This is a genomic window from Polaribacter sp. ALD11, assembly GCF_002831685.1.
Lineage (GTDB): Bacteria > Bacteroidota > Bacteroidia > Flavobacteriales > Flavobacteriaceae > Polaribacter.
The window spans coordinates 1,058,015-1,077,986 of record NZ_CP025119.1; the positions used below are offsets into that span (position 1 = coordinate 1,058,015).

Annotated in this window: 12 protein-coding genes; 1 reads left to right on the forward strand and 11 read right to left on the reverse strand. The window is 31.8% G+C overall.

Annotation, left to right across the window (positions count from 1 at the left end; all coding sequences use genetic code 11):
• Positions 1-112: 112 nt before the first annotated feature.
• The 11 genes from CW731_RS04740 to CW731_RS04795 all read right to left on the reverse strand — a co-directional run bounded on the left by CW731_RS04740 (position 113) and on the right by CW731_RS04795 (position 16,854).
• A complete protein-coding gene (locus tag CW731_RS04740) occupies positions 113-1,009 on the reverse strand; it encodes a 3-hydroxyacyl-CoA dehydrogenase (protein WP_100945651.1) in 897 nt (298 codons plus the stop codon).
• A 21-nt stretch (positions 1,010-1,030) separates the two neighbouring features.
• The gene (locus CW731_RS04745) at positions 1,031-1,411 is read right to left on the reverse strand and encodes an arsenate reductase family protein (protein WP_232734721.1); all 381 of its coding nucleotides are present in this window, start codon (positions 1,409-1,411) and stop codon (positions 1,031-1,033) included.
• Positions 1,412-2,217: 806 nt separating this feature from the next.
• Entirely contained in the window at positions 2,218-3,870 is a 1,653-nt protein-coding gene (locus CW731_RS04755; RefSeq protein ID WP_100945652.1) for an alpha-amylase family glycosyl hydrolase, read from the reverse strand.
• Between the two features lie 8 nt (positions 3,871-3,878).
• Entirely contained in the window at positions 3,879-5,753 is a 1,875-nt protein-coding gene (locus CW731_RS04760; RefSeq protein ID WP_100945653.1) for an alpha-amylase family glycosyl hydrolase, read from the reverse strand.
• Positions 5,754-5,762: 9 nt separating this feature from the next.
• Positions 5,763-8,186 (reverse strand): TIM-barrel domain-containing protein, encoded by a 2,424-nt coding sequence (locus tag CW731_RS04765; RefSeq protein WP_100945654.1) that lies wholly within the window; start codon positions 8,184-8,186, stop codon positions 5,763-5,765.
• 91 nt (positions 8,187-8,277) lie between these two features.
• A complete protein-coding gene (locus tag CW731_RS04770) occupies positions 8,278-9,246 on the reverse strand; it encodes an alpha/beta hydrolase (protein WP_100945655.1) in 969 nt (322 codons plus the stop codon).
• Positions 9,247-9,290: 44 nt separating this feature from the next.
• The gene (locus CW731_RS04775; protein ID WP_100947628.1) at positions 9,291-11,246 is read right to left on the reverse strand and encodes a glycoside hydrolase family 13 protein; all 1,956 of its coding nucleotides are present in this window, start codon (positions 11,244-11,246) and stop codon (positions 9,291-9,293) included.
• A 10-nt stretch (positions 11,247-11,256) separates the two neighbouring features.
• Positions 11,257-13,563, reverse strand: a complete 2,307-nt coding sequence (locus CW731_RS04780) for a glycoside hydrolase family 65 protein (protein WP_100945656.1) — start codon at positions 13,561-13,563, stop codon at positions 11,257-11,259.
• Between the two features lie 91 nt (positions 13,564-13,654).
• Positions 13,655-14,308, reverse strand: coding sequence for a beta-phosphoglucomutase (pgmB, locus tag CW731_RS04785; RefSeq protein WP_100945657.1), 654 nt, complete (start codon positions 14,306-14,308; stop codon positions 13,655-13,657).
• A gap of 14 nt (positions 14,309-14,322) precedes the next feature.
• Positions 14,323-15,687, reverse strand: coding sequence for an MFS transporter (locus tag CW731_RS04790; RefSeq protein WP_100945658.1), 1,365 nt, complete (start codon positions 15,685-15,687; stop codon positions 14,323-14,325).
• 144 nt (positions 15,688-15,831) lie between these two features.
• A complete protein-coding gene (locus tag CW731_RS04795) occupies positions 15,832-16,854 on the reverse strand; it encodes a LacI family DNA-binding transcriptional regulator (RefSeq protein WP_100945659.1) in 1,023 nt (340 codons plus the stop codon).
• Between the two features lie 199 nt (positions 16,855-17,053).
• Here CW731_RS04795 and CW731_RS04800 point away from each other — a divergent pair, with 199 nt between their 5' ends.
• Complete coding sequence (locus CW731_RS04800) at positions 17,054-19,972, forward strand: SusC/RagA family TonB-linked outer membrane protein (protein ID WP_100945660.1); 2,919 nt, start codon at positions 17,054-17,056, stop codon at positions 19,970-19,972.

Here is a 19,972-nt window from a genome sequence, read left to right on the forward strand (position 1 = left end):
GTTCTCAAACTAAAATCTGCTTATTAAATGGGTACATAAAAGCACATAGTTTCAGCTCAATTTTAGCTCAATAAGAGCTAAGCTATGGGGTCCTGTGAAAACGATTTAAACTCTACTTTAAAAAATCTGAATTTTTATAAGTAGGGTTTGGATATTTATAAAACCCTTCTCCAGTAGAAACTCCTAATTTATTTTTATCTATAAAATTTTCTTTTAAGTACTTTACTGTTTTTATTTTTAATTCATCTTTGGTATTCTCTGCTGCTGTTTTATTAATATTATAGACGGTTGTAATACCTACAACATCTAGTATCGCAAAAGGACCTAAAGGTGCTCCGGTTGCTTTCATCCATGTTTTATCTATAATTTCTGGGGTTGCAACTTCACTTATCAATAAGTTCGTTGCCGCACTTAATAAAGGCACCAATAAAGAGTTTAGAATGTAACCTGGTTGTTCTTTATTTAATGGTAAAGCCAACATACCAATGGCTTTGGCAAACGCAACTACATCTTTAAAAACTTTGGGGTCAGTTGTGGCATGTCCCATTATTTCTGCAGTATTGTGAATCCATATCGTATTTGCAAAATGCAATGCTAAAAATTTTGAAGGTCTACCTGTTGCGTCTGCAAACTGACTTGGTAAAAGTGTTGAAGAATTGGTTACAAAAACAGTTTTTTCAGAAGCTACTTTTGCCAGCTTATTGTAAAAATCTATTTTTATTTTTGGGTTTTCTGGTACGGCTTCAATTAGCAAATCGGCATCTTTAACAGCGTCCGCTAAATCTGAAGTATACCTTAAGTTTTCAAATGTTTTATCTAATTCTTGCTCTGTTGCATTTAAATCCTTTTTAAATGCTTCGCACATACTTTTAAATTTTGATTTTGCTTTTTCCAAAACGGTATCATTAATATCATAAACGGTTACGTTAAATCCATGAAATGCAGTTTGAAACGCAATCTGATATCCTAAAACACCGCTTCCGGCTATAGTTATGTTCTTGTAGTTCATTTTTATCGTTTTAAATTATTCCTAAATTTTAATAATATCTGTAGGGGTTTCAACTAAAATAGTTCTATCACCTCGCAAAGCAATGGGTTGTTTCATAATTTCTGGATTTTTTTGAATCATTTTTACCCAATCGTTGGTTGAGAAATTATGATGCTCAAAATGTGATTTGTATTCAGGGTGTTCTTGGTTTATAAGATCAGCAACTTTTAGATGTAATCTATCTGCAAGTTCTACAATTTGAGTTCCTGTAAGTTTTGCCCTTAAGATATCTATTTCTAGAATAGGTAACCCTTCTGCTTTGACATAGGCCAATGTTTGTTTTGCTCTTACAGATTTAGAACTGTAAAACAAAGTAATCTGTCTATTTGAAGTAGCTATTTCTCCCATATTTTTTTTGTGCATATTTTAATTTATACTTCTAATTATGATGCTTTAGTAATTGTATTAAACTGTCTAAATAATCTTGTAAAGCCTGTTTATTAATATATGGATGATTGCTTTCTGTTAATGTTATTGGATTTTCATCTAAATCACGATAAAGTTATGGGTAATTGGTTGCAATACTTGTGGTAAGCTGTGTTATTTCTATTAGTATGTTGTGTAAATGTTTCATAACGAATATTGTCAAAAATTCATTTCTAAACTATTTAGGAGTGAGTTGAATTCTAAAAAATAAATATAGTTAAGTAATTTTGATTATAAAATGACTTAGGTCATTTAAATCTTTGAAGTTATTTTTTCAACTCGAAATATCTTTTTGAGACTTTACCTAAATCTCCCTTTGAAAAGGAACAAAAAAAAAAAACAAAATCGTATACATTTTCTTCTACAAACCCTTTAAAATAAGAAGGTAATACATATTGTATTGGAAATTTATTTCTTTTAATTTAGTTTTACTTTGTACTGTTTTAGTTAATAAAGATGCTTGTATAAAAAAGGACAATTAAAATGTTGGTACTCCAATTTCTTTCAAGAGTTTTTTATAATTAACCTGCAATTCTTCTGATAAAAAAGAGGTTAGCAAGGGTTCTTTTGCTTTTAGATCTAATTTTATAAATCTTTAGAAGATGTAATGGATCTTATTTCTCATCCAAAGAAATTGAAAAAAATATGTTCATAATAAGAAACAAAGAACTGTTTCTCGTTCTAATAAATAAAAAAGACAAACTCATACAAATAACAGTCAGTAAAACCTCAATTTTCATAACCTATATTTTTTCTAACAATACAATATCAAAATCGGAGTTTACAGCTACTTGTCCACCTTTAACCTTTATCGATTGATTTGAATAAAAGTCATTTACTATATCTCCATCTTTAAATACTGAAGAAACAGTAATCACTTTATTACCTTCCGCTAAATTTATACCAATAACTACTTTATCTTCATTTCTAACTCTTGAAAAAACCAATCCGTTTTCTTCTGAAATCAAGGCATGTCTTCCTGCGCCTACTGCCATATGATTTGCTCTAAACTGACCTAATTTTTGCCAATGAGTTAAGATCTTTTGAGTTTCTTCTATGGTCTGAATTTCATTCCAATTCATAAAAGAACGCAACGTTGCATCACCAACAGTTCCTTCGATTGTTAAATTTCTTGCAGATTCGTCTCCATAATAAACCTGAGCAGTTCCGGGTGTTAAAAACAACATGGTCGCTGTTTTGTAAGACATTTGTCTTTCTTTGTCAAAAGGTTGCCCATCATCATGAGACGTCATGTAATTTAAAATTCCGTAATTTTTTAATTCAGTATTTAAAATTGAATCATATTTGTGAAAAACAGCTTTTTCTTCCATTTGCTTCACATTCCATTTTAGCTCAAAATTGACCAAACTATTGAATGCTTGATCAAAATAATTGACCTTTTTATCACCAAAACTATATGCTTTTCCATGAGAAATTGCATAATTATAAACTTCACCAACTAGATAAAAGTTGTTATCATCTAGCACTTTTTCTGGATTTTGATTCTTGTATTCAGTAAAAGCAACATCACATTCAGCTTTAAATTCTTGCCACACAAATTCTTCTGTATGCTTTACCGTATCAACTCTGTAACCATCAATTCCGAATTCTGTAATATAATCTGTAAGCCATTTCATAATATAAAAACGGGGCGCTCTAGGGTGTCCTGTTCGTTCAAAAAAAGCATCTAATTCTTGTAATTCTTGCTCATAACGTCCTTCATCCTTCCATTTTGCAACCAATTGAGGTGGTAATGCAACTGTTTCGTTACTTTCCGTTTTAATATCTGGTAAATTTCTCACCAACGTACACGTAATCGTGTTTTCATAATTATCATGAGAACATTCCGGACCAGTTCTTACCCAATCACTTGGCCAAACAGGGTCTTTATCTGTTACTGGACCTGTATGATTGATGACTGCATCTAATAAAACACGAATTCCGTTTTTATGAGCGATTGTAACCAATTCTTTCAATTCTTCTTTTGTTCCAAAGTTAGGATCAATACTAGTCCAATCTTTTGTCCAATAGCCATGATATCCGTAAGAAACACCTGTTCCTTCATCTGTTTCTCCATGAATTTGTTCAACAACAGGCGTCATCCAAATAGCATTAATTCCCAATTTTGTAAAATATCCTTCTTTAATTTTTTGAGTAATCCCTTTGATATCTCCTCCTTCAAAACCACGTAATTTCCCCGTTTCTTTAGTTCTCTCAAAATTGATATCATTTGAAGTATCTCCATTATTAAAACGATCTGTTAACAAGAAATAGATATTTGCTCCTTCCCAAACGAATTCTTTTTTGGTGAGTTGTTTTTTAGGTTTTATCACTGATGGTTTTTCTTTACAGCTAAAAATAGTTGCTATCAAAAATAAGAAAAGTATATTTTTCATAATTGGTTTTATTGAAGTTGAAGAATTAGTGATTCTAAAGAATTTATTTTAACATCTATAGTTCCTATTGAATTTTTAACGTCTAAGTTGAACGATTTTGAATTATATAATTTATCTTTTACAGTATAAATTCCATCTTTTAAATTCCATTTTTTTATAATTTCTGAAGGAATTTTTAATTGAAAATTATATATTTCTTTATCATCAAAATTAGATATAATTATTAATTTTTCATTTTCTGAATAGCGAACAAAAGATAAAACTTTAGCATTATAATGCTCTGTATTTTTTCTATTATATTGATGAATATCTTCATATTCTCCCATTAAAGCATCACTTTTAATCGTAAAATTTAATAAGCGTTTATAAAAACCTCTTAATTCTAATTCCTCTTTGGTCGATTTTCCGCCATCAAAATGTTTATTATTTACCCAACGTTGCAAAGCAGGAACTGCCACATAATCAAAAATTGAAGTTCTAGATGGCGCTCCAAAACCTGCGTTTTCAGAACCATCTTCACCAAGTTCTTGCCCAAAATAAACCATCGTTGGCGCTGTAGAAATTGTGGTAGAAACAACCATTGCAGGTTTTCCTTTTAAAGCATTTCCTGCAAATTCTGGGCTCGCAATTCTTTGCTCATCATGATTCTCTAAAAAGTGCAACATATGGTGCTCAATATCTTTTAAATCTTCTTGAATTGGCGGAATATTATCTGTCAAACCCTTTCCTTGCATTACATTTTTAATCGTATCGTATAACTGGACTTTGTCATACAAATAATCCATTTTTCCTTTTTTGATATACGCTCTATACATCTTAGGATTGTACACCTCAGCCAATAAAAAAGCATTCGGATTCTTCATTTTTATGGATGAATTCATAAAACTCCAAAACTCCACAGGCACCATTTCTGCCATGTCATATCTAAAACCATCCACTCCTTTCTCTATCCAATACAACGCAATATCTCTAAATTTAACCCAAGAATTTGGCACTGTTTTATCTTGCCAAAAAGCAAAATGTTTTTTATAACCTTCATTTTCAAAACCTACAGGCAAATCATCAAAATCTTTTTTTCCTTCAGGAGAAACTCCATAATTCACTTTTACAGTTTCATACCAATCATAAAAACCTGGCTTTGGAGAACGTGAACCATTTCCTGTCCATTTAGACGGATTCTCATTAAATTTACCATCAGATAAAGGATTCTTTTCTCCTCCTAAAGGCAAATAATCATTTAAAAAATCTGGAACTTGAAATGCTTCATTAGGGGTGTAATAAAAATTATTATTTACAGCATACACAACAGAAGTATCATCATCTGAACCAAAATCTTTTGTTCCTTCAGGGTTTGTTAAACTTTGGTAATTTCTTGCAACGTGATTTGGCACAATATCAATAAGTACTTTCAAATGGTTTTTATGAGAACGTTCTATTAAAGCTTCAAACTCTTCTAATCTATTTTCAACATTTACTGCCAAATCCGGATTCACATTGTAATAATCTTTAACCGCATACGGCGATCCTGCTCTCCCCTTTACAACATCAGGATCATCATTTGAAATACCAAATTCGGTATAATCACGAATTACATCATGATGCGGAACACCTGTGTACCAAATATGAGTAACACCTAAATCTTTAATTTCAGCTAAGGCTTTGTCCGTAAAATCGTTGAACTTACCAACACCATTTTCTTCAATAGTTCCCCAAGGTTTATTGGTTGTATTTGTGTTCCCAAACAAACGCGTAAAAACCTGATAAACAACTATTTTTTTCTTTGAAGTTGAAATCTCCATTTTATTTTTTGATGCTTTTTCTGCTGAACAACCAATTAATATTGATAAAATTAAAACAGGTAAAATGCGGCATACTTTTCTCATAATAGGTCTTTATTTTAATGATACTTTCACGGCTATATTCTCTTTAGGGTTCCATTTAAAAGGAATTCTAAGCATCTTTTTTTCTACCAAAATTATTTTTCTTTCTCCATCTACTTTTATCTTTTTAGGAGTCCAGTTTACGTTATGTATTACCAAAGTAATTTCTTTACCCGCTGAATTCCAATACCTTCCAGATTCAGCTTCAAAATCAATATTTAAGAAACGTTTTGTAATTTCAGCTTCAAATGCTAGTATTTCTGACTTCCCTTTTTCGAAAGCTTGCGAAAGTAACCCGTTATCATTATACATTTTTTGCCTACTTTTCTTTGCAGAAGCATCAAAATAATAATGAATTTCTAAATTATTACCATCGTAATTATCTGTTGTTTGCACCAATTTTGTCATCGGAATAAAAGAACCGCCTCTTACATAAGTAGGTATTGAGTTTTCTTCAACTTGTATTGTTTTCGTCTGTCCTCCTTCTACTTTTTCATCAGTATAAAAATTGTACCAATTCCCCGTTTTTGGAAAATAAATTGTTTTCGTTTTTACTGAATCTTTCAAAATCGGTGTAATCAGAAAATCTTTTCCCCATAAATAAGTCGTTGAGTTATTCATTAATTTATCATCGTCCTCTTCAAAGAAAATAGGACGCATTAATGGGGTTCCTCTTTGATTATTTTCGAATGCCAAATTGTAATTGTAAGGCAATAATTTATAGCGTAATTCTATCGATTTTTTTGCTTGTTTTTTTGCTTTATCACTTCTATAAACAGGCTCACTTGGTACATCTTCTTGTGCATGCGGTCTAAATATTGGCTGAAAAACACCATACTGCAACCAACGTATGTATAAATTATCATCTAAATTAGCGCCTGCAAATCCGCCTAAATCTGAGTGCATATACCCCAAACCTTGCATGCCCATTTGTAAGGCAATTTCTGGTTGCGATTGCAATCCGCCCCAAGTTCTATTAACATCTCCAGACCAAGGTATCATCCCGAATCTTTGCGAACCCGCTGCACCAGCACGCATTAAAATAAAAGGCCTTTCATTAGGAAATTCTTTTTTATATCCTTCAAAAATTAAGTGCGCCCAATCATGCCCATAAATATTATGGATTTCATCCGCTTTTTTATTCTTAAAACTTACCCAAGAAGGCAATACTTCTGGCTCTCCTAAATCTCCCCAAAGTCCTTTTGCCCCAAGATTAATTAGTTCTTTATAAATATTCCAAAACCACTCTTTTCCTGCTGTTTTGTAAATATCCACAATACCTGTATTTCCAAAATAGAAATCATATTTTGCAGGGTTTCCAATAGTATCTGTTGCTAAAACTTCTTTCTCTACTGCTTCTTTCCATTTTTTAGAATTCGATACTATAAAAGGCTCAGTAATTAAAACTGTTTTAACTCCTTTGTCTTTTAAACGCCCAATCATTCCTTTCATATCAGGAAAAGAATCTTTGTCAACTTCTAAATTCCCCATCGTTCCTTGTACCGTTTTACCAAACCAATACAAATCTAAAATAATAGCATCTACAGGAATTTCTTCCTCCTGAAACTTTGCAATTGTAGCTTCCGTTTCTTTCTGAGAATGATACCCAAATCTGCTGGAAAAATTACCTAGAGTCCATCTGGGTGGCAAAGGTTGTTTCCCCGTTAAGTCTGTATAATTATTTACCAAATCTAACCAAGAATCACCAACAATAACTTGGTACGTTTTACGGCCAGAAATAGTTTCGTAGGTTAAAGAATTGTCCTTTTTACTATCTAAATCTAAATACCCAATTGGTGCATTGTCAAAATGAAGCATGTATTTTTTTGAAGAAATTACAATTGGTAAAGTAAAGTTCATCAATTCTGCATGCGCTTCATAACCATATTTCGCTCTATTATACAGCGCTAAACGATTTCCTCTTCTATTCATGCCTAAAGCCCTTGCGCCTGCTCCATACAAAACCTCTTTTGAGGTTAAATTAAACTCTATTTTCTCTGTTTCTTCAGCTACAATATTTCCTTTAACTAGTTCTAAAGGAATATGTTTAGACTTAAAATACCCTTGTTTTTCTGAAGTAATTTCTGCTCCTTTATAGAAGTAAGAAATTTGAAAAGGTTTTTTTTGAATTTTTACTGATATTCCTTTTGAGGTATACTCCACAGAACTTAATGTTTCATTAAATTTAATTTCTATTGCATTTGGTTCTAAAACTACCGCGTGAGAATTTACGTTAAACTTCTCTCCTTTCGGAATAAAAAACGTTTCTATAATTTTTGAATTGTAGAATTGAATTTGATACATCCCATCATTTACTTCAATATTTAAAACCCTCTCCTTTTGTAAAGAAGCATTTTTAAAAATTCTATTTGAATTTTGTGCAAAGGATAACGTTGAGATGAAAAGGAATAAAAATAATATTTTGATGTTCTTCATATTAAGTATTAAAGTGTTCTCGATACAGTTCTGATAAAAAAACGGTGTCACTCGAACTGACAGACGGTTATAAAAAGGATTCGGTTTCAACTTATTTTTTCAATAAAAAAGTTAATGGAAAATCTAATCTTTTTTGCCAAGACAATTCTGAATGATCTGTTCCTTCAAAAAATAAATTTTGAAAATTTAAAGCATCATATCCTCCTTTTTTAAAGATTGAATCTACTTTTGGCGCATATTTTGGATAAAAAGCATCCAAGGTTTTATTCCCATAATCGAAATACATCTTGTGTGATTCCGCAGCTGGTAAATTATTTTCTAAATAACTAAAAATTGCTGCTGGTAAAGAATTGTTTTCTTTTGGTGTTCCGCCAACCCAGTGTGTAGAAAAGCAAGCTGCTCCTGCAAAAGTTGTTGGATATTCTGCTACTGCATACATAGACATTAAACCGCCCATTGAGGAACCTGCAACAAAAGTATTTTCTTTATTTGAATGTACAGAATAGGTATTATCTATGTATGGTTTTAACTCTTCAACCATAAATTTCAAATACTCATCTCCTTTTAAATCAATATTAAAGTTGTTCTTTTTTGCTTCTGAATAAATTGCATCTTTATCATCTTTTGATAGAAAATTCATTGCTTTTTCTGGATATAAATCTTGCCAACGAATTTTGGGGATATTATGAATTCCAACTACAATAAAGTCTCTTGCAATGCCTTCTTTCATTAATTTTGAAGCCACTTCGTCAATCATCCATTCTTGTTTATTCCACGTTGTAGTTGCATCAAATAAATTCTGACCATCATGCATGTATAAAACTGCATATTTTTTTTCTGACGAATAATTTTCTGGCAACCACACATCTACTGGTCTTGGCACAATATTTTTAGAAGGAAAAGAAGCTACCCTTATTAATTTTCCGCTTGCTAAAACTGCTTTTTCTAAGACGGTTGCTGTTATGTTAGCATAGTTCTTCTCTTTTGGTTTTACTTCTTGTTTTTGTGTTTTACAAGAAAATGTTAACAGAATTAAAAAGAGGATGATTAGATTTTTCATATTATAATTTTAAGACCTCTCGACTGCGCTCGAGGAGACATTCATTAATATTTTGTAGTTAAAAGAATACTTCCTTTTTCGGATAATTCTATAGAATTTTTCCAAATAAAATCTTCTCCAGTAATTATATTTTTCAACGTTTTTCCTTCTAAACCAATTTCTGAATATCGTTTTAAATCAATACTAATTGGTTTTTCATTTTTGTTGATGATATTCACAACAACTTCATCATTTAAAATTCTAAACAAGAAATACGTTCCCTTAAATGGTGCAAAATGAACGGTTTTTCCTTCGTGAACTGCTTTTGAATCTTTTCTAAAGTTGAGTAATTTTTTTAAGAAAGATTGCATATTTTTCTGGTTAGGCTTTAAACCTTCACCTGTAAAAGCATTCGTTTTATCATTTTTAAAACCTCCAGGAAAATCTGTACGAATTAAACCATGATCTCCAGGGTTCTTAAAATCTTCCATCAAAATCTCTGTTCCGTAATAAATTTGCGGAATTCTAGGCAATGTTAAGTATAGAGATAACGCCATTTTGGTGTTTTCTATATCTCCTTTTAATTGCGTAAAAATCCGACTCATGTCATGATTATCCGGAAAAATCATAATATCTTTTGGAGTTGCATAATGAAAATCATTTGCCAAACCTTCATACATTTTCACCAAACCTGTATCCCAAGTTTCTTCTTCATTTAAAGCGTCTACAACGTTTTGTTGCATGGCAAAATCCATGGTAGATTTTAAATTAGATTCGTAACCGTCTTTATTATTTGCGCCTTTTTGCCAGTAACCAATTAATAACGGATTGTAACTCCATTCTTCACCAACAATAGAAAAATTAGGATATTCATTCATAATTGAACCTGCCCAATTACTCATAAATTGTTTGTCAGGATACGGATACGTATCTTGTCGAATTCCGCTTAAACCAATGGTTTCAATCCACCAAATACTATTCTGAATGATGTATTTTGCCATAAAAGGGTTTTTCTGATTTAAGTCTGGCATTGTAGACACAAACCAACCATCCGACATTCCTTTTTTATCTGCTTTAGAAGCATAGATATCTTGATTTGAAGTTCTTCTATGATTTGAAGTGATTAAATCGCCTTTATTCTCGAAATTATCTTGATGATTTACCCAATCTTTAAAAGGCAAATCTTTCATCCACCAATGTTCGCTACCACAATGATTCGCTACCTGATCCATAATTAACTTCAATCCTTTTTCTCTTGATACATCCGCCAATTCTCTATAATCGGCTAAGGTTCCAAAACGAGGATCTATTTCATACAAATCTGTAATTGCATACCCATGATAGGATTGTTTTGGCATGTCGTTTGTTAATAAAGGGCTAGACCAAATTGCCGTAAAACCCATTTTATCTATATATGCTAAATGATTGGTAATTCCTTTAATATCGCCACCGTGTCTGGCATAATCATCTGCTCTATTAATGGTGTTTTCTTTTAAAAAGTGAACAGATGCTTCTGTTTCATTCTTTTTTGTAATTCTAGCTCCAATATCATTTGAAGTATCTGCATTTGCAAAACGATCTGGCGTAATTAAATAAATAGCATCAGAACTATCAAAACCAATGTAATCATCCGCAGATTTTTCTCTTGATTTTAATTCGTATGTGTGTGTTTTTTTTGTGCCCTCTTTAAATGTAAAAACAATATCAAACTTTCCTGCTTTTGTAGATTTATCTATCTTTAAATCTAAAAACAAATAGTTTTTACTGTTTGCTTTGTTTACTTTTTTTATAGAAACTCCGGCATAAGAAATAGAAGGTTCTGAGTTTCCTATATTGTCTTCCTTTACCAACAATTGTAGCGAAGTATCTTTAAAACCAATCCACCAATTTGGCGGCTCTACTCTTTCTAAAGAAGTCTTTGAAATTGAAACCTCAGAAACATTTTTTTGGTTCTCTGTATTGCTACAAGAAATAAAAATGAAAATAGAGAATGAATAAAAAATGTTTCTGATATGTTTCATAAATCCTGCTTTAAACAATTAATAAATTATTAGGAGAGACCGTTATAGCTTCTCCATTTACTAAAATATTGATTTCTTGTTTTCCTTCTAACTCAAAATGAGCACCATTTTGAGTAACATTTACAGTAATAACCTGATGTCTAAAGTTTACTTTAAATGAATACGATTTCCATCCTTTAGGTATTTTTGGCGAAAAAGAAAGGGTGTTATTCTGCACTCTCATTCCTCCAAAACCTTCTACAATACTCATCCAAGTTCCTGCCATAGAAGTGGTGTGTAAACCTTCTTCTACTTCGTGATTGTAATCGTCTAAATCTAAACGAGAAGTTCTTAAATAGAATTCATACGCTTGGTCCATTCTACCCAACTTTGCTGCTTGAATACTGTGTACACAAGGAGAAAGTGAACTTTCGTGCACTGTAAATGGTTCATAAAAATCGAAATGACGTTCTAATTCTTCCGTAGAGAAATCACTTTCGAACATATAGAAACCTTGCAAAGTATCAGCTTGTTTTATATAGGGTGAACGCAAGATTCTATCCCAACTCCATTTTTGATTGATAGGTCTTTGACTCAACTCTAAATCTGCAACGGTAATTAATTCTTTGTCTAAGAAACCATCTTGCTGTAAGAAAACATTGTGCTTTTCTGAATATGGAAAATACATATTGTCTGCAACTTTCTTCCAACCCATTAATTCTTCATCAGAGAAATTTACTTTTCCTTTAATTCTGTTATAATCTGAAGCATGCTCTTTTTTTACAATTTCAATATTTTCTAACGCATAATTTATACACCATTTTGCAATATAATTTGTATAAAAATTATTGTTGATGTTGTTTTCATATTCATTAGGACCAGTTACCCCCAAAATCATGAATTTATTTTTATTGGTTGAAAAAGTTGCTCTTTGATGCCAAAAACGTGCAATCGCAATTAAAACTTCCAATCCTTTTTCTGGAATGTAAGAATAATCATCTGTAAAACGGTAATAGTTAAAAATAGCAAAAGCGATGGCACCGTTTCTATGAATTTCTTCAAATGTAATTTCCCATTCATTATGGCATTCTTCCCCATTCATAGTCACCATTGGGTATAATGCTGCTCCGTTTTTAAAACCGAGTTTTTCCGCATTTTCAATCGCTTTCTCTAAATGATTGTATCTGTATTCTAACAAAGTTCTTGCAACAGATTGATCTTTGGTTGCCATATAAAAAGGAATGCAATAGGCTTCTGTGTCCCAATACGTACTTCCTCCATATTTCTCTCCCGTAAAACCTTTAGGCCCAATATTTAAAGAAGCATCTGTACCTAAATAGGTTTGATTTAATTGAAAAATATTAAAACGAATTCCTTGTTGTGCTTTTACATCACCTTCTATGGTAATGTCTGACATGCTCCAGATTTGTGCCCAAGATTGCTTTTGCATTGCTAATAAAGCATCAAAACCAAAACCAACAGCTTTATCTAAAGCATCTTTTGCAGCAGCTACTAATTCGTTCTTATCATGATTTCTATCTACTACATAACCACCAAATTTATGAATTGTGTAGGTTTGATTATGTTTAATTTCTTGTGGATAGCTGCAAGATGTATAATTCGAGGTTTGCTCATTATTGCAGTCTGTAATAACCGCTTCATCGTTTATAAACAAACGAGATTCCATAAAAGTACACGTATAAAAGTGTGTTTTCATAGTTCTTGCTTCAATATAAGATTGCTTATTATTTTGAGAAACTTCTAAAACATCCCAAAATTGGTCATCCCAATTGGTATCTTCATTCGTAATTCCTGCATCTATATAAGGAATATAGGTGATTTTTGCATCTGAATTTAAAGGCGTTACACTATAACTAATCGCACCAACCTCATCTAACTCTAAACTTAAAAAGCGCTTGGTATCCACTTTAATTTCGATTCCGTTTTGTAAAACAGCTTCAAAACTTCGAGATAACCAACCTTCTTTCATGTTGAGTTCTCTTTTAAACTTAGAGACTTCTTTACAGGTATGTAAATCTAGTTTTTCTTCATTTATTAAAACGTTAATTCCTATCCAATTAGGTGCATTTAAAACTTTTGCAAAATATTCTGGATACCCGTTTTTCCACCATCCAACACGTGTCTTATCAGGGTAATAAACACCTGCAATATAATTTCCTTGAAAAGTTTTCCCTGTATATTGTTCTTCAAAATTAGCACGTTGTCCCATGGCACCATTACCAATACTAAACAAACTTTCTGAAGATTTTACCCTTTGAGCATCAAACCCTTCTTCTAGGATAGACCATTCATTGGGTTGTATATAATCTTGATTCATTTTTTTCTTTTTTGAGAGAAAAGAATAGAGAGAAAAGAATATTGAAGTTTTTAAACTGTCTCTTGTCTTGTTTCTATCTTCTCATTTCTTATTATCCTTCTATTAACTTTTGTATAAAATTGTTACTGATTTCGGTGAAATCTGTAAAATTAAATTGCCCTTCAGAAAGCACATTTTTATCTCCAATACCTATACTAATCATGTTTGCTGCATTTGCGGCTTCTACACCTGCAACTGCATCTTCAAAAACAACACAGTCTTCTGCATTAACACCTAATTGTTTTGCTGCAAGTAGAAAAACTTCTGGATCTGGTTTTGCTTTTGTTACATTATTTCCGTCTACAATAGCACCGAAATAATGTATTAAATTCACTTTTTCTAAAATTGGTCGTGCATTTTTACTTGCAGATCCTAAAGCAATTGGAATGTTTTTTTCTTTCAAAAACTGTAATATTCTAGGAACATCTGGCAGAATTTCTGATGCATCCATATTTTCTATGTACGCTAAATAGTCTACATTTTTTTCGACCATCCAAGTATCAAACTCTTCTTGTGTTGCTTCTCTATTTCCTATTTCTAACAAAATTTCTAAACAACGTTTTCTACTAACGCCTTTAAATAATTCATTCTGTTCTTTGGTAAATTCGAAACCTAATTGGTTTGCGAGTTTTTTCCATGCTAAATAATGATATTTGGCAGTATCAACGATGACACCATCCAAATCGAATATAAATCCTTTTGTCATTCTAAATTTTAATTTTATTCTTGGTAACTAATTGCATTTTTATTGGTAATAAGTAAATTACAGAAGCCTGCAATTACCAAACTAATTCCTGCAACTGTCATGGCATGAATAGCTTCTTCACCTAATAAACTCGATACATAATTGATTCCTCCTAGTGCAGCAATAATTTGTGGAATTACGATAAACATGTTAAAAATCCCCATAATTACTCCCATTTTCTTTGGGTCTACAGAACTCGATAACATCGCATAAGGCATAGATAAAATACTACCCCAAGCAAAACCTATTAATACAAAACAGTATTTTAAGTTTTCTGGCGAAGCATAACTCATCAATAAAAAACCGATACCACCAACAATTAAAGAAAACATGTGCACGTATTTTCTGTTGATCTTTCTTTTTGAAGTATACAAGGTTAATAGTAAAGCAAATACCATTGAAGATAAACCATAGATTCCCATGGCAGAACCAACTGAATTAGAAGATTCTTGAAATTTAGTATTGGCAACTTTAAAAGTTTCTGCCTGTACGGTATCTGCCATATTAAAAGCAGCTTCTATAGGTGCCGGCGTATGAAAAACATGTTCTGTTAAAGCAGGATTTGCCAAAGACCACATAGTAAAAAATGCAAACCAAGAGAAAAATTGAATTACGCCCAATTTCTTCATTGTAGTTGGCATGCTACCAATGTTTTCTAAAATATCTTTTACAAAGCTATTTTTTTCTGCTTTCTCGCGCTTAAAGACTTCCATGTCCTCTGGCGGATATTCTTCCGTAGTAAAAACAGTATACAGAATACTTGCAAAAAAAACGAAGGCTCCAATTGCAAATGCAACCTTTACAGACATTGAAACAACACCTGCTTCTCCGGTATTGCTTATACCTAACTGAGAAACCATCCAAGGTAAATTACTTGCAATCCAAGTTCCTATACCTATAATAAGTGTTTGAACAACAAAACCATAAGATCTTTGAGATTCTGGTAATTTGTCTGCAACTAAAGCTCTAAATGGCTCCATAGATACATTTATAGAAGCATCTAATATCCATAAAAACCCAGCAGCAACCCATAAAGCAGGAGAATGCGGAACAAAAAATAATGCTAAAGAGCTTAAAATTGCACCGACTAAAAAATAAGGTCTTCTTCTACCCCATTTTACACTCCATGTTCTATCGCTCATATAACCAATAATTGGTTGTACAAGTAAACCTGTTAAGGGTGCTGCTATCCAAAGCATCGGAATTTCGTCTTTCCCTGCTCCAAGATCTTGAAAAATTCTTGACATAAATCCACCTTGTAAGGCGAATCCAAATTGTATACCTAGAAATCCGAAACTCATGTTCCAAATTTGCCAGAAGCTTAACTTACGCTTTTCCATTATCGAATATTATAAATGAATATTACGATAAGTGCTTAGACTTATCAATTAATAAATTTTGTGGAATGTAATTTATTGATAAATCTTAATATGGTAACAAATATATGTTTTTTTTACAAAGTTGATAAAAAAACACCCTAAAATCTACGACGACGGTTTCGTAGATTCTCGCAACTTTAAGTCGCTAGAAATCACAATCTTTTTGGGTTTGTAAACTTCAGATTCATTTTCTATTCTCTCAATTAAAACCTCAACAGCTTGTTTTCCCATTGTAAAGCCATGTTGCGCAATTGTAGTAATTGATGGTGACGAATATTCTGAGATTAACCCGTCTGTAAAACCGATTATTGAGATCTCTTCAGGTATTTTAAAACCTTTCTCTTTTGCTATCCTCATTGAGTTTGCTGCATAAATTTCATTCACTGCAAAAACAGCATCAATGTCTTGCTCAAAGACTTTTTCTATTTGTTTTTTAATGTCTTTTTTTTCATCAATCTCTATAATTAAGCTTTTGTCTGTTTTAATGTATTCTTCAATTAACGCTTTTTCATACCCTTGCCTTCTTAAAGCACCTACGTTTACATGATTTGGAGTTGTAATTAAAGCAATTCTTTTCCTACCATTTTCTAGCAAATGCTTTGTAGCTTTATAACCAGCACCAACATCGTCTACAACTACTTTGTCGCACATAATTTCATCTACAACTCTATCAAACAAAACAAAAGGAATTTCTTCTGAAACCAATTCTTTTATATGATTAAAGTCTTTATTCTTAAGCGTTTCACTAGCTACAGACATAATGATTCCGTCTACACTACCATTAGATAAAACCTTTAACGTTTCTACTTCTTTTTTATAGGATTCATTTGAGAAACAAACCATTATATTGTATCCTTTTTTATTGGCACCTTCTTCTATTCCCATAATTACTGTTGAGAAAAAATGATGCACTATTTTAGGTAGAATAACACCGATTACTTTTGTTCTTTGATTACGTAACTGAAGCGCTAAATAGTTCGGTTTGTAATTGTATAGGTTTGCATAGGCTTGAATCTTCTTTTTAGTTTCAACACTAATTTCATGGCTATCTTTTAAAGCCTTTGAAACTGTTGAAGTAGAAACACCTAATTCTTTAGCGATTGTTTTAATAGTAATTTTTTGCTTCATATTTTATTAAAAGACAAATATTAAAGTTAATTTTTATTAATATGATAGTATTTATATAAAAAAGTTGTCAACACGAAACCGATTTCGTAGTTTTTATCATATTGAAAACCTATGCCTTATATCTATATTTACAGAGTGGAATGTAAATTTATTGTTAAGTCGAGAACCAAATTTACAGTTATTATTTAACAAATTATACATGAAAAAATTTAAATTATTCTTAATAGGAATTCTTTTAACTTCATCCTTTACAATGTTTGCACAACAAACAGTAAAAGGAGTTGTAAAAGAAAAAACAACAGGCCAACCTTTACCTGGTGTTAGTGTAGTAGTTAAAGGCACAAAAAGAGGAGTTCAAACCGACTTTAATGGTAACTTCTCTATAAATAAAGTAAAAACAGCAGATGTTCTTGTCTTTAGATATCTAGGGTATGCAGATAAAGAAGTAATAATTAAATCGAATTATAACCTAACCGTTCAATTAGATGAATCTGCAGAACAACTAAATGAAATAGTAATTGTAGGTTACGGTACCACTACTGTAAAAGACGCTACAGGTTCTGTTGAATCTATTACGGCTAAAGATTTTACAAAAGGAAACATCGTAACACCAGAAAACTTATTAAGTGGTAGAGTTTCTGGTGTAAATGTAACCACAAGTGGTGCGCCAGGTTCTGGCTCGCAAATTACTATTCGTGGGGGTTCTTCTATTGGAGCTTCTAATAGCCCATTAATAATTATTGATGGTTTGCCTATTCAAGAAGAAGGTGTTACAGGGTCTAGAGGTGTATTGGCTAGTATTAACCCAGGTGATATCGAATCTTTTTCTGTTTTAAAAGATGCTTCTGCAACCGCTATTTATGGTTCTAGAGCTTCTAACGGTGTAATTATTATAACTACTAAAAAAGGTAGAAAAGAGTATACGTTAGATTTAGACATGCAATATACTTTTGGAGAAGTATTAGACAGAGTAAATGTTTTTTCTGCTGATGAATATAGAAATCTAGTTACTCAAAAAAGACCTGGTGACGCTGGTTTACTAGGAAACACGAATACAAACTGGCAAGATCAAATTTTACGTTCTACAGTATCTTCGTTATATAACTTAACCGCAAAAGGTCAAATATTTGGTGCAATACCAACAAGATTATCTTTAGGCTTTGCTAATCAAGAAGGAGCTGTTTTAACCTCTCAGTTTGATAGAAAAACAATTTCACTTTCTATGAATCCTTCTTTACTTCAAGATCATTTAAAAATCAACCTAAACTACAACAGAGCTTTTGAAGACAGTCGTTTTGGAGATTCTGGCCAAATTGGTGCAGCCTTACGTTATGACCCTACACAATCTATATATGATGCTAGTTCTCCTTTTGCTGGATATTTTCAGCATAGAAACGGTAATGTAGTTTCTAATGGAACACAAAACCCAGTAGCTTCTTTATTATTAGCAAATAATACTGGTTTTAACTTTAGACAATACGGAAACTTAAACTTCGATTATAAGTTTCACTTTTTACCAGAATTAAGAGGTGTTGTAAATGTTGGGTTCGATAAAACAAAAGGTTCGACCAATAATCTAAATAGATTTCAAATAGGTAACGCAGATTTAATAAAGCAATTTGCTGGTTCAAAATCTAACGGAACTCAAGAAAGATCTAATGAATTATTTGATAGTTACTTCAATTATGTAAAAGTATTAGAAGATCTAAAACTAGACTTAACTGCGGGATATTCTTACCAACGCTTTGAAAATTTTGGATCAGATACAGGAAATACAAGAGACTCAGATTCTTTTGCTACAACTTTTGCAGACCCTGATGTTGTAAACATTGGTTTCTTTGGTAGAGCAAAGTTCTCATACCTTAAAAAGTATTTATTAACGCTTAACTTTAGAAGAGATGGTACTTCTCGTTTTAGTGAAAACAATAGATGGGGTAACTTTGGTGGTGCAGCAATTGCTTGGAATATTAGTGATGAAGATTTCTTAAAAGATTCTAAAGTAGTTTCTAACTTAAAATTAAGAGCTAGTTACGGTTTAACTGGTCAACAAAATTTACCAGGAGTAAATGACTTGTATTTAGATAGATATCGTTTTGGTAACGAGAACTCAAGATATTTATTTGGTAATAACGTTGTACAATCAACAATTCCTTCTGTAGTAAACCCAGATTTAAAATGGGAACAAACAACAACGATTGAGTTTGGTGTAGATTATGGTTTATTTGACAATAGATTTAGTGGGTCTGTAAGTGCCTTTAGAAAAATATCTGATGACTTGTTATTTAATGCTGCTTTAGCTGATGGAACAAATTTTGGAAATAGCGCAATTCAGAATATTGGACAATTACAAATTAACGGTTTAGAGTTTACCTTAAATGGAGATATTCTTAAAAGTGAAGATTATAATTGGAACTTTACCTTTAACGCTACTTATTTAGATAGAGAAATAACAGAACTTGCAAACAATCAAGATGTAAGAACTGGTGGTATTGCCGGTGGAACAGGAAATACAATTCAATTATTAAGAGAGGGTTTTGCACCTAATTCTTTTCATGTATACAAGCAATTATACAACTTAGCAGGCGAACCAATTGAAGGAGCGTATGCCGATTTAAATGGAGATAATATAATTAATGACGATGATCGTTACTTAAAAGAAAACCCGAATGCAGATGTTACTTTAGGTTTTCAATCTAGCTTTAATTATAAAGATTTTGATTTGGCTTTTAACCTAAGAGCCAGTATTGGTAACTTTAATTACAATAACGTAAACTCTGCAAGAGCACAATATGATTTATTAAAAGACAATGCAGTTTTAGGAAACATACCAACATCTGTTTTAAATACAGGTTTTCAAAGAACTTCAGATGTTATTAATTCTGATATTTATATAGAAAATGCTTCTTATTTAAGAATGGACAATGTTACTTTAGGATACACATTTAACAATCCTATTAAAAAGTTTTCTTATAGTAACATAAGAATATGGGCAGGTGTTCAAAATGTATTTACATGGACGAATTATTCTGGTTTAGACCCAGAAGTATTTAACGGAATTGATAATTTAATTTATCCAAGATCTAGAAACTTCTTAGTTGGAGCTAATATTAAATTCTAA

Coding starts and splice junctions, on each gene's coding strand:
- CW731_RS04740 (WP_100945651.1), bottom strand. CDS start 1,009: ATGAACTACAAGAACATAACTATAGCCGGAAGCGGTGTTTTAGGATAT.
- CW731_RS04745 (WP_232734721.1), bottom strand. CDS start 1,411: ATGCACAAAAAAAATATGGGAGAAATAGCTACTTCAAATAGACAGATT.
- CW731_RS04755 (WP_100945652.1), bottom strand. CDS start 3,870: ATGAAAAATATACTTTTCTTATTTTTGATAGCAACTATTTTTAGCTGT.
- CW731_RS04760 (WP_100945653.1), bottom strand. CDS start 5,753: ATGAGAAAAGTATGCCGCATTTTACCTGTTTTAATTTTATCAATATTA.
- CW731_RS04765 (WP_100945654.1), bottom strand. CDS start 8,186: ATGAAGAACATCAAAATATTATTTTTATTCCTTTTCATCTCAACGTTA.
- CW731_RS04770 (WP_100945655.1), bottom strand. CDS start 9,246: ATGAAAAATCTAATCATCCTCTTTTTAATTCTGTTAACATTTTCTTGT.
- CW731_RS04775 (WP_100947628.1), bottom strand. CDS start 11,246: ATGAAACATATCAGAAACATTTTTTATTCATTCTCTATTTTCATTTTT.
- CW731_RS04780 (WP_100945656.1), bottom strand. CDS start 13,563: ATGAATCAAGATTATATACAACCCAATGAATGGTCTATCCTAGAAGAA.
- pgmB (WP_100945657.1), bottom strand. CDS start 14,308: ATGACAAAAGGATTTATATTCGATTTGGATGGTGTCATCGTTGATACT.
- CW731_RS04790 (WP_100945658.1), bottom strand. CDS start 15,687: ATGGAAAAGCGTAAGTTAAGCTTCTGGCAAATTTGGAACATGAGTTTC.
- CW731_RS04795 (WP_100945659.1), bottom strand. CDS start 16,854: ATGAAGCAAAAAATTACTATTAAAACAATCGCTAAAGAATTAGGTGTT.
- CW731_RS04800 (WP_100945660.1), top strand. CDS start 17,054: ATGAAAAAATTTAAATTATTCTTAATAGGAATTCTTTTAACTTCATCC.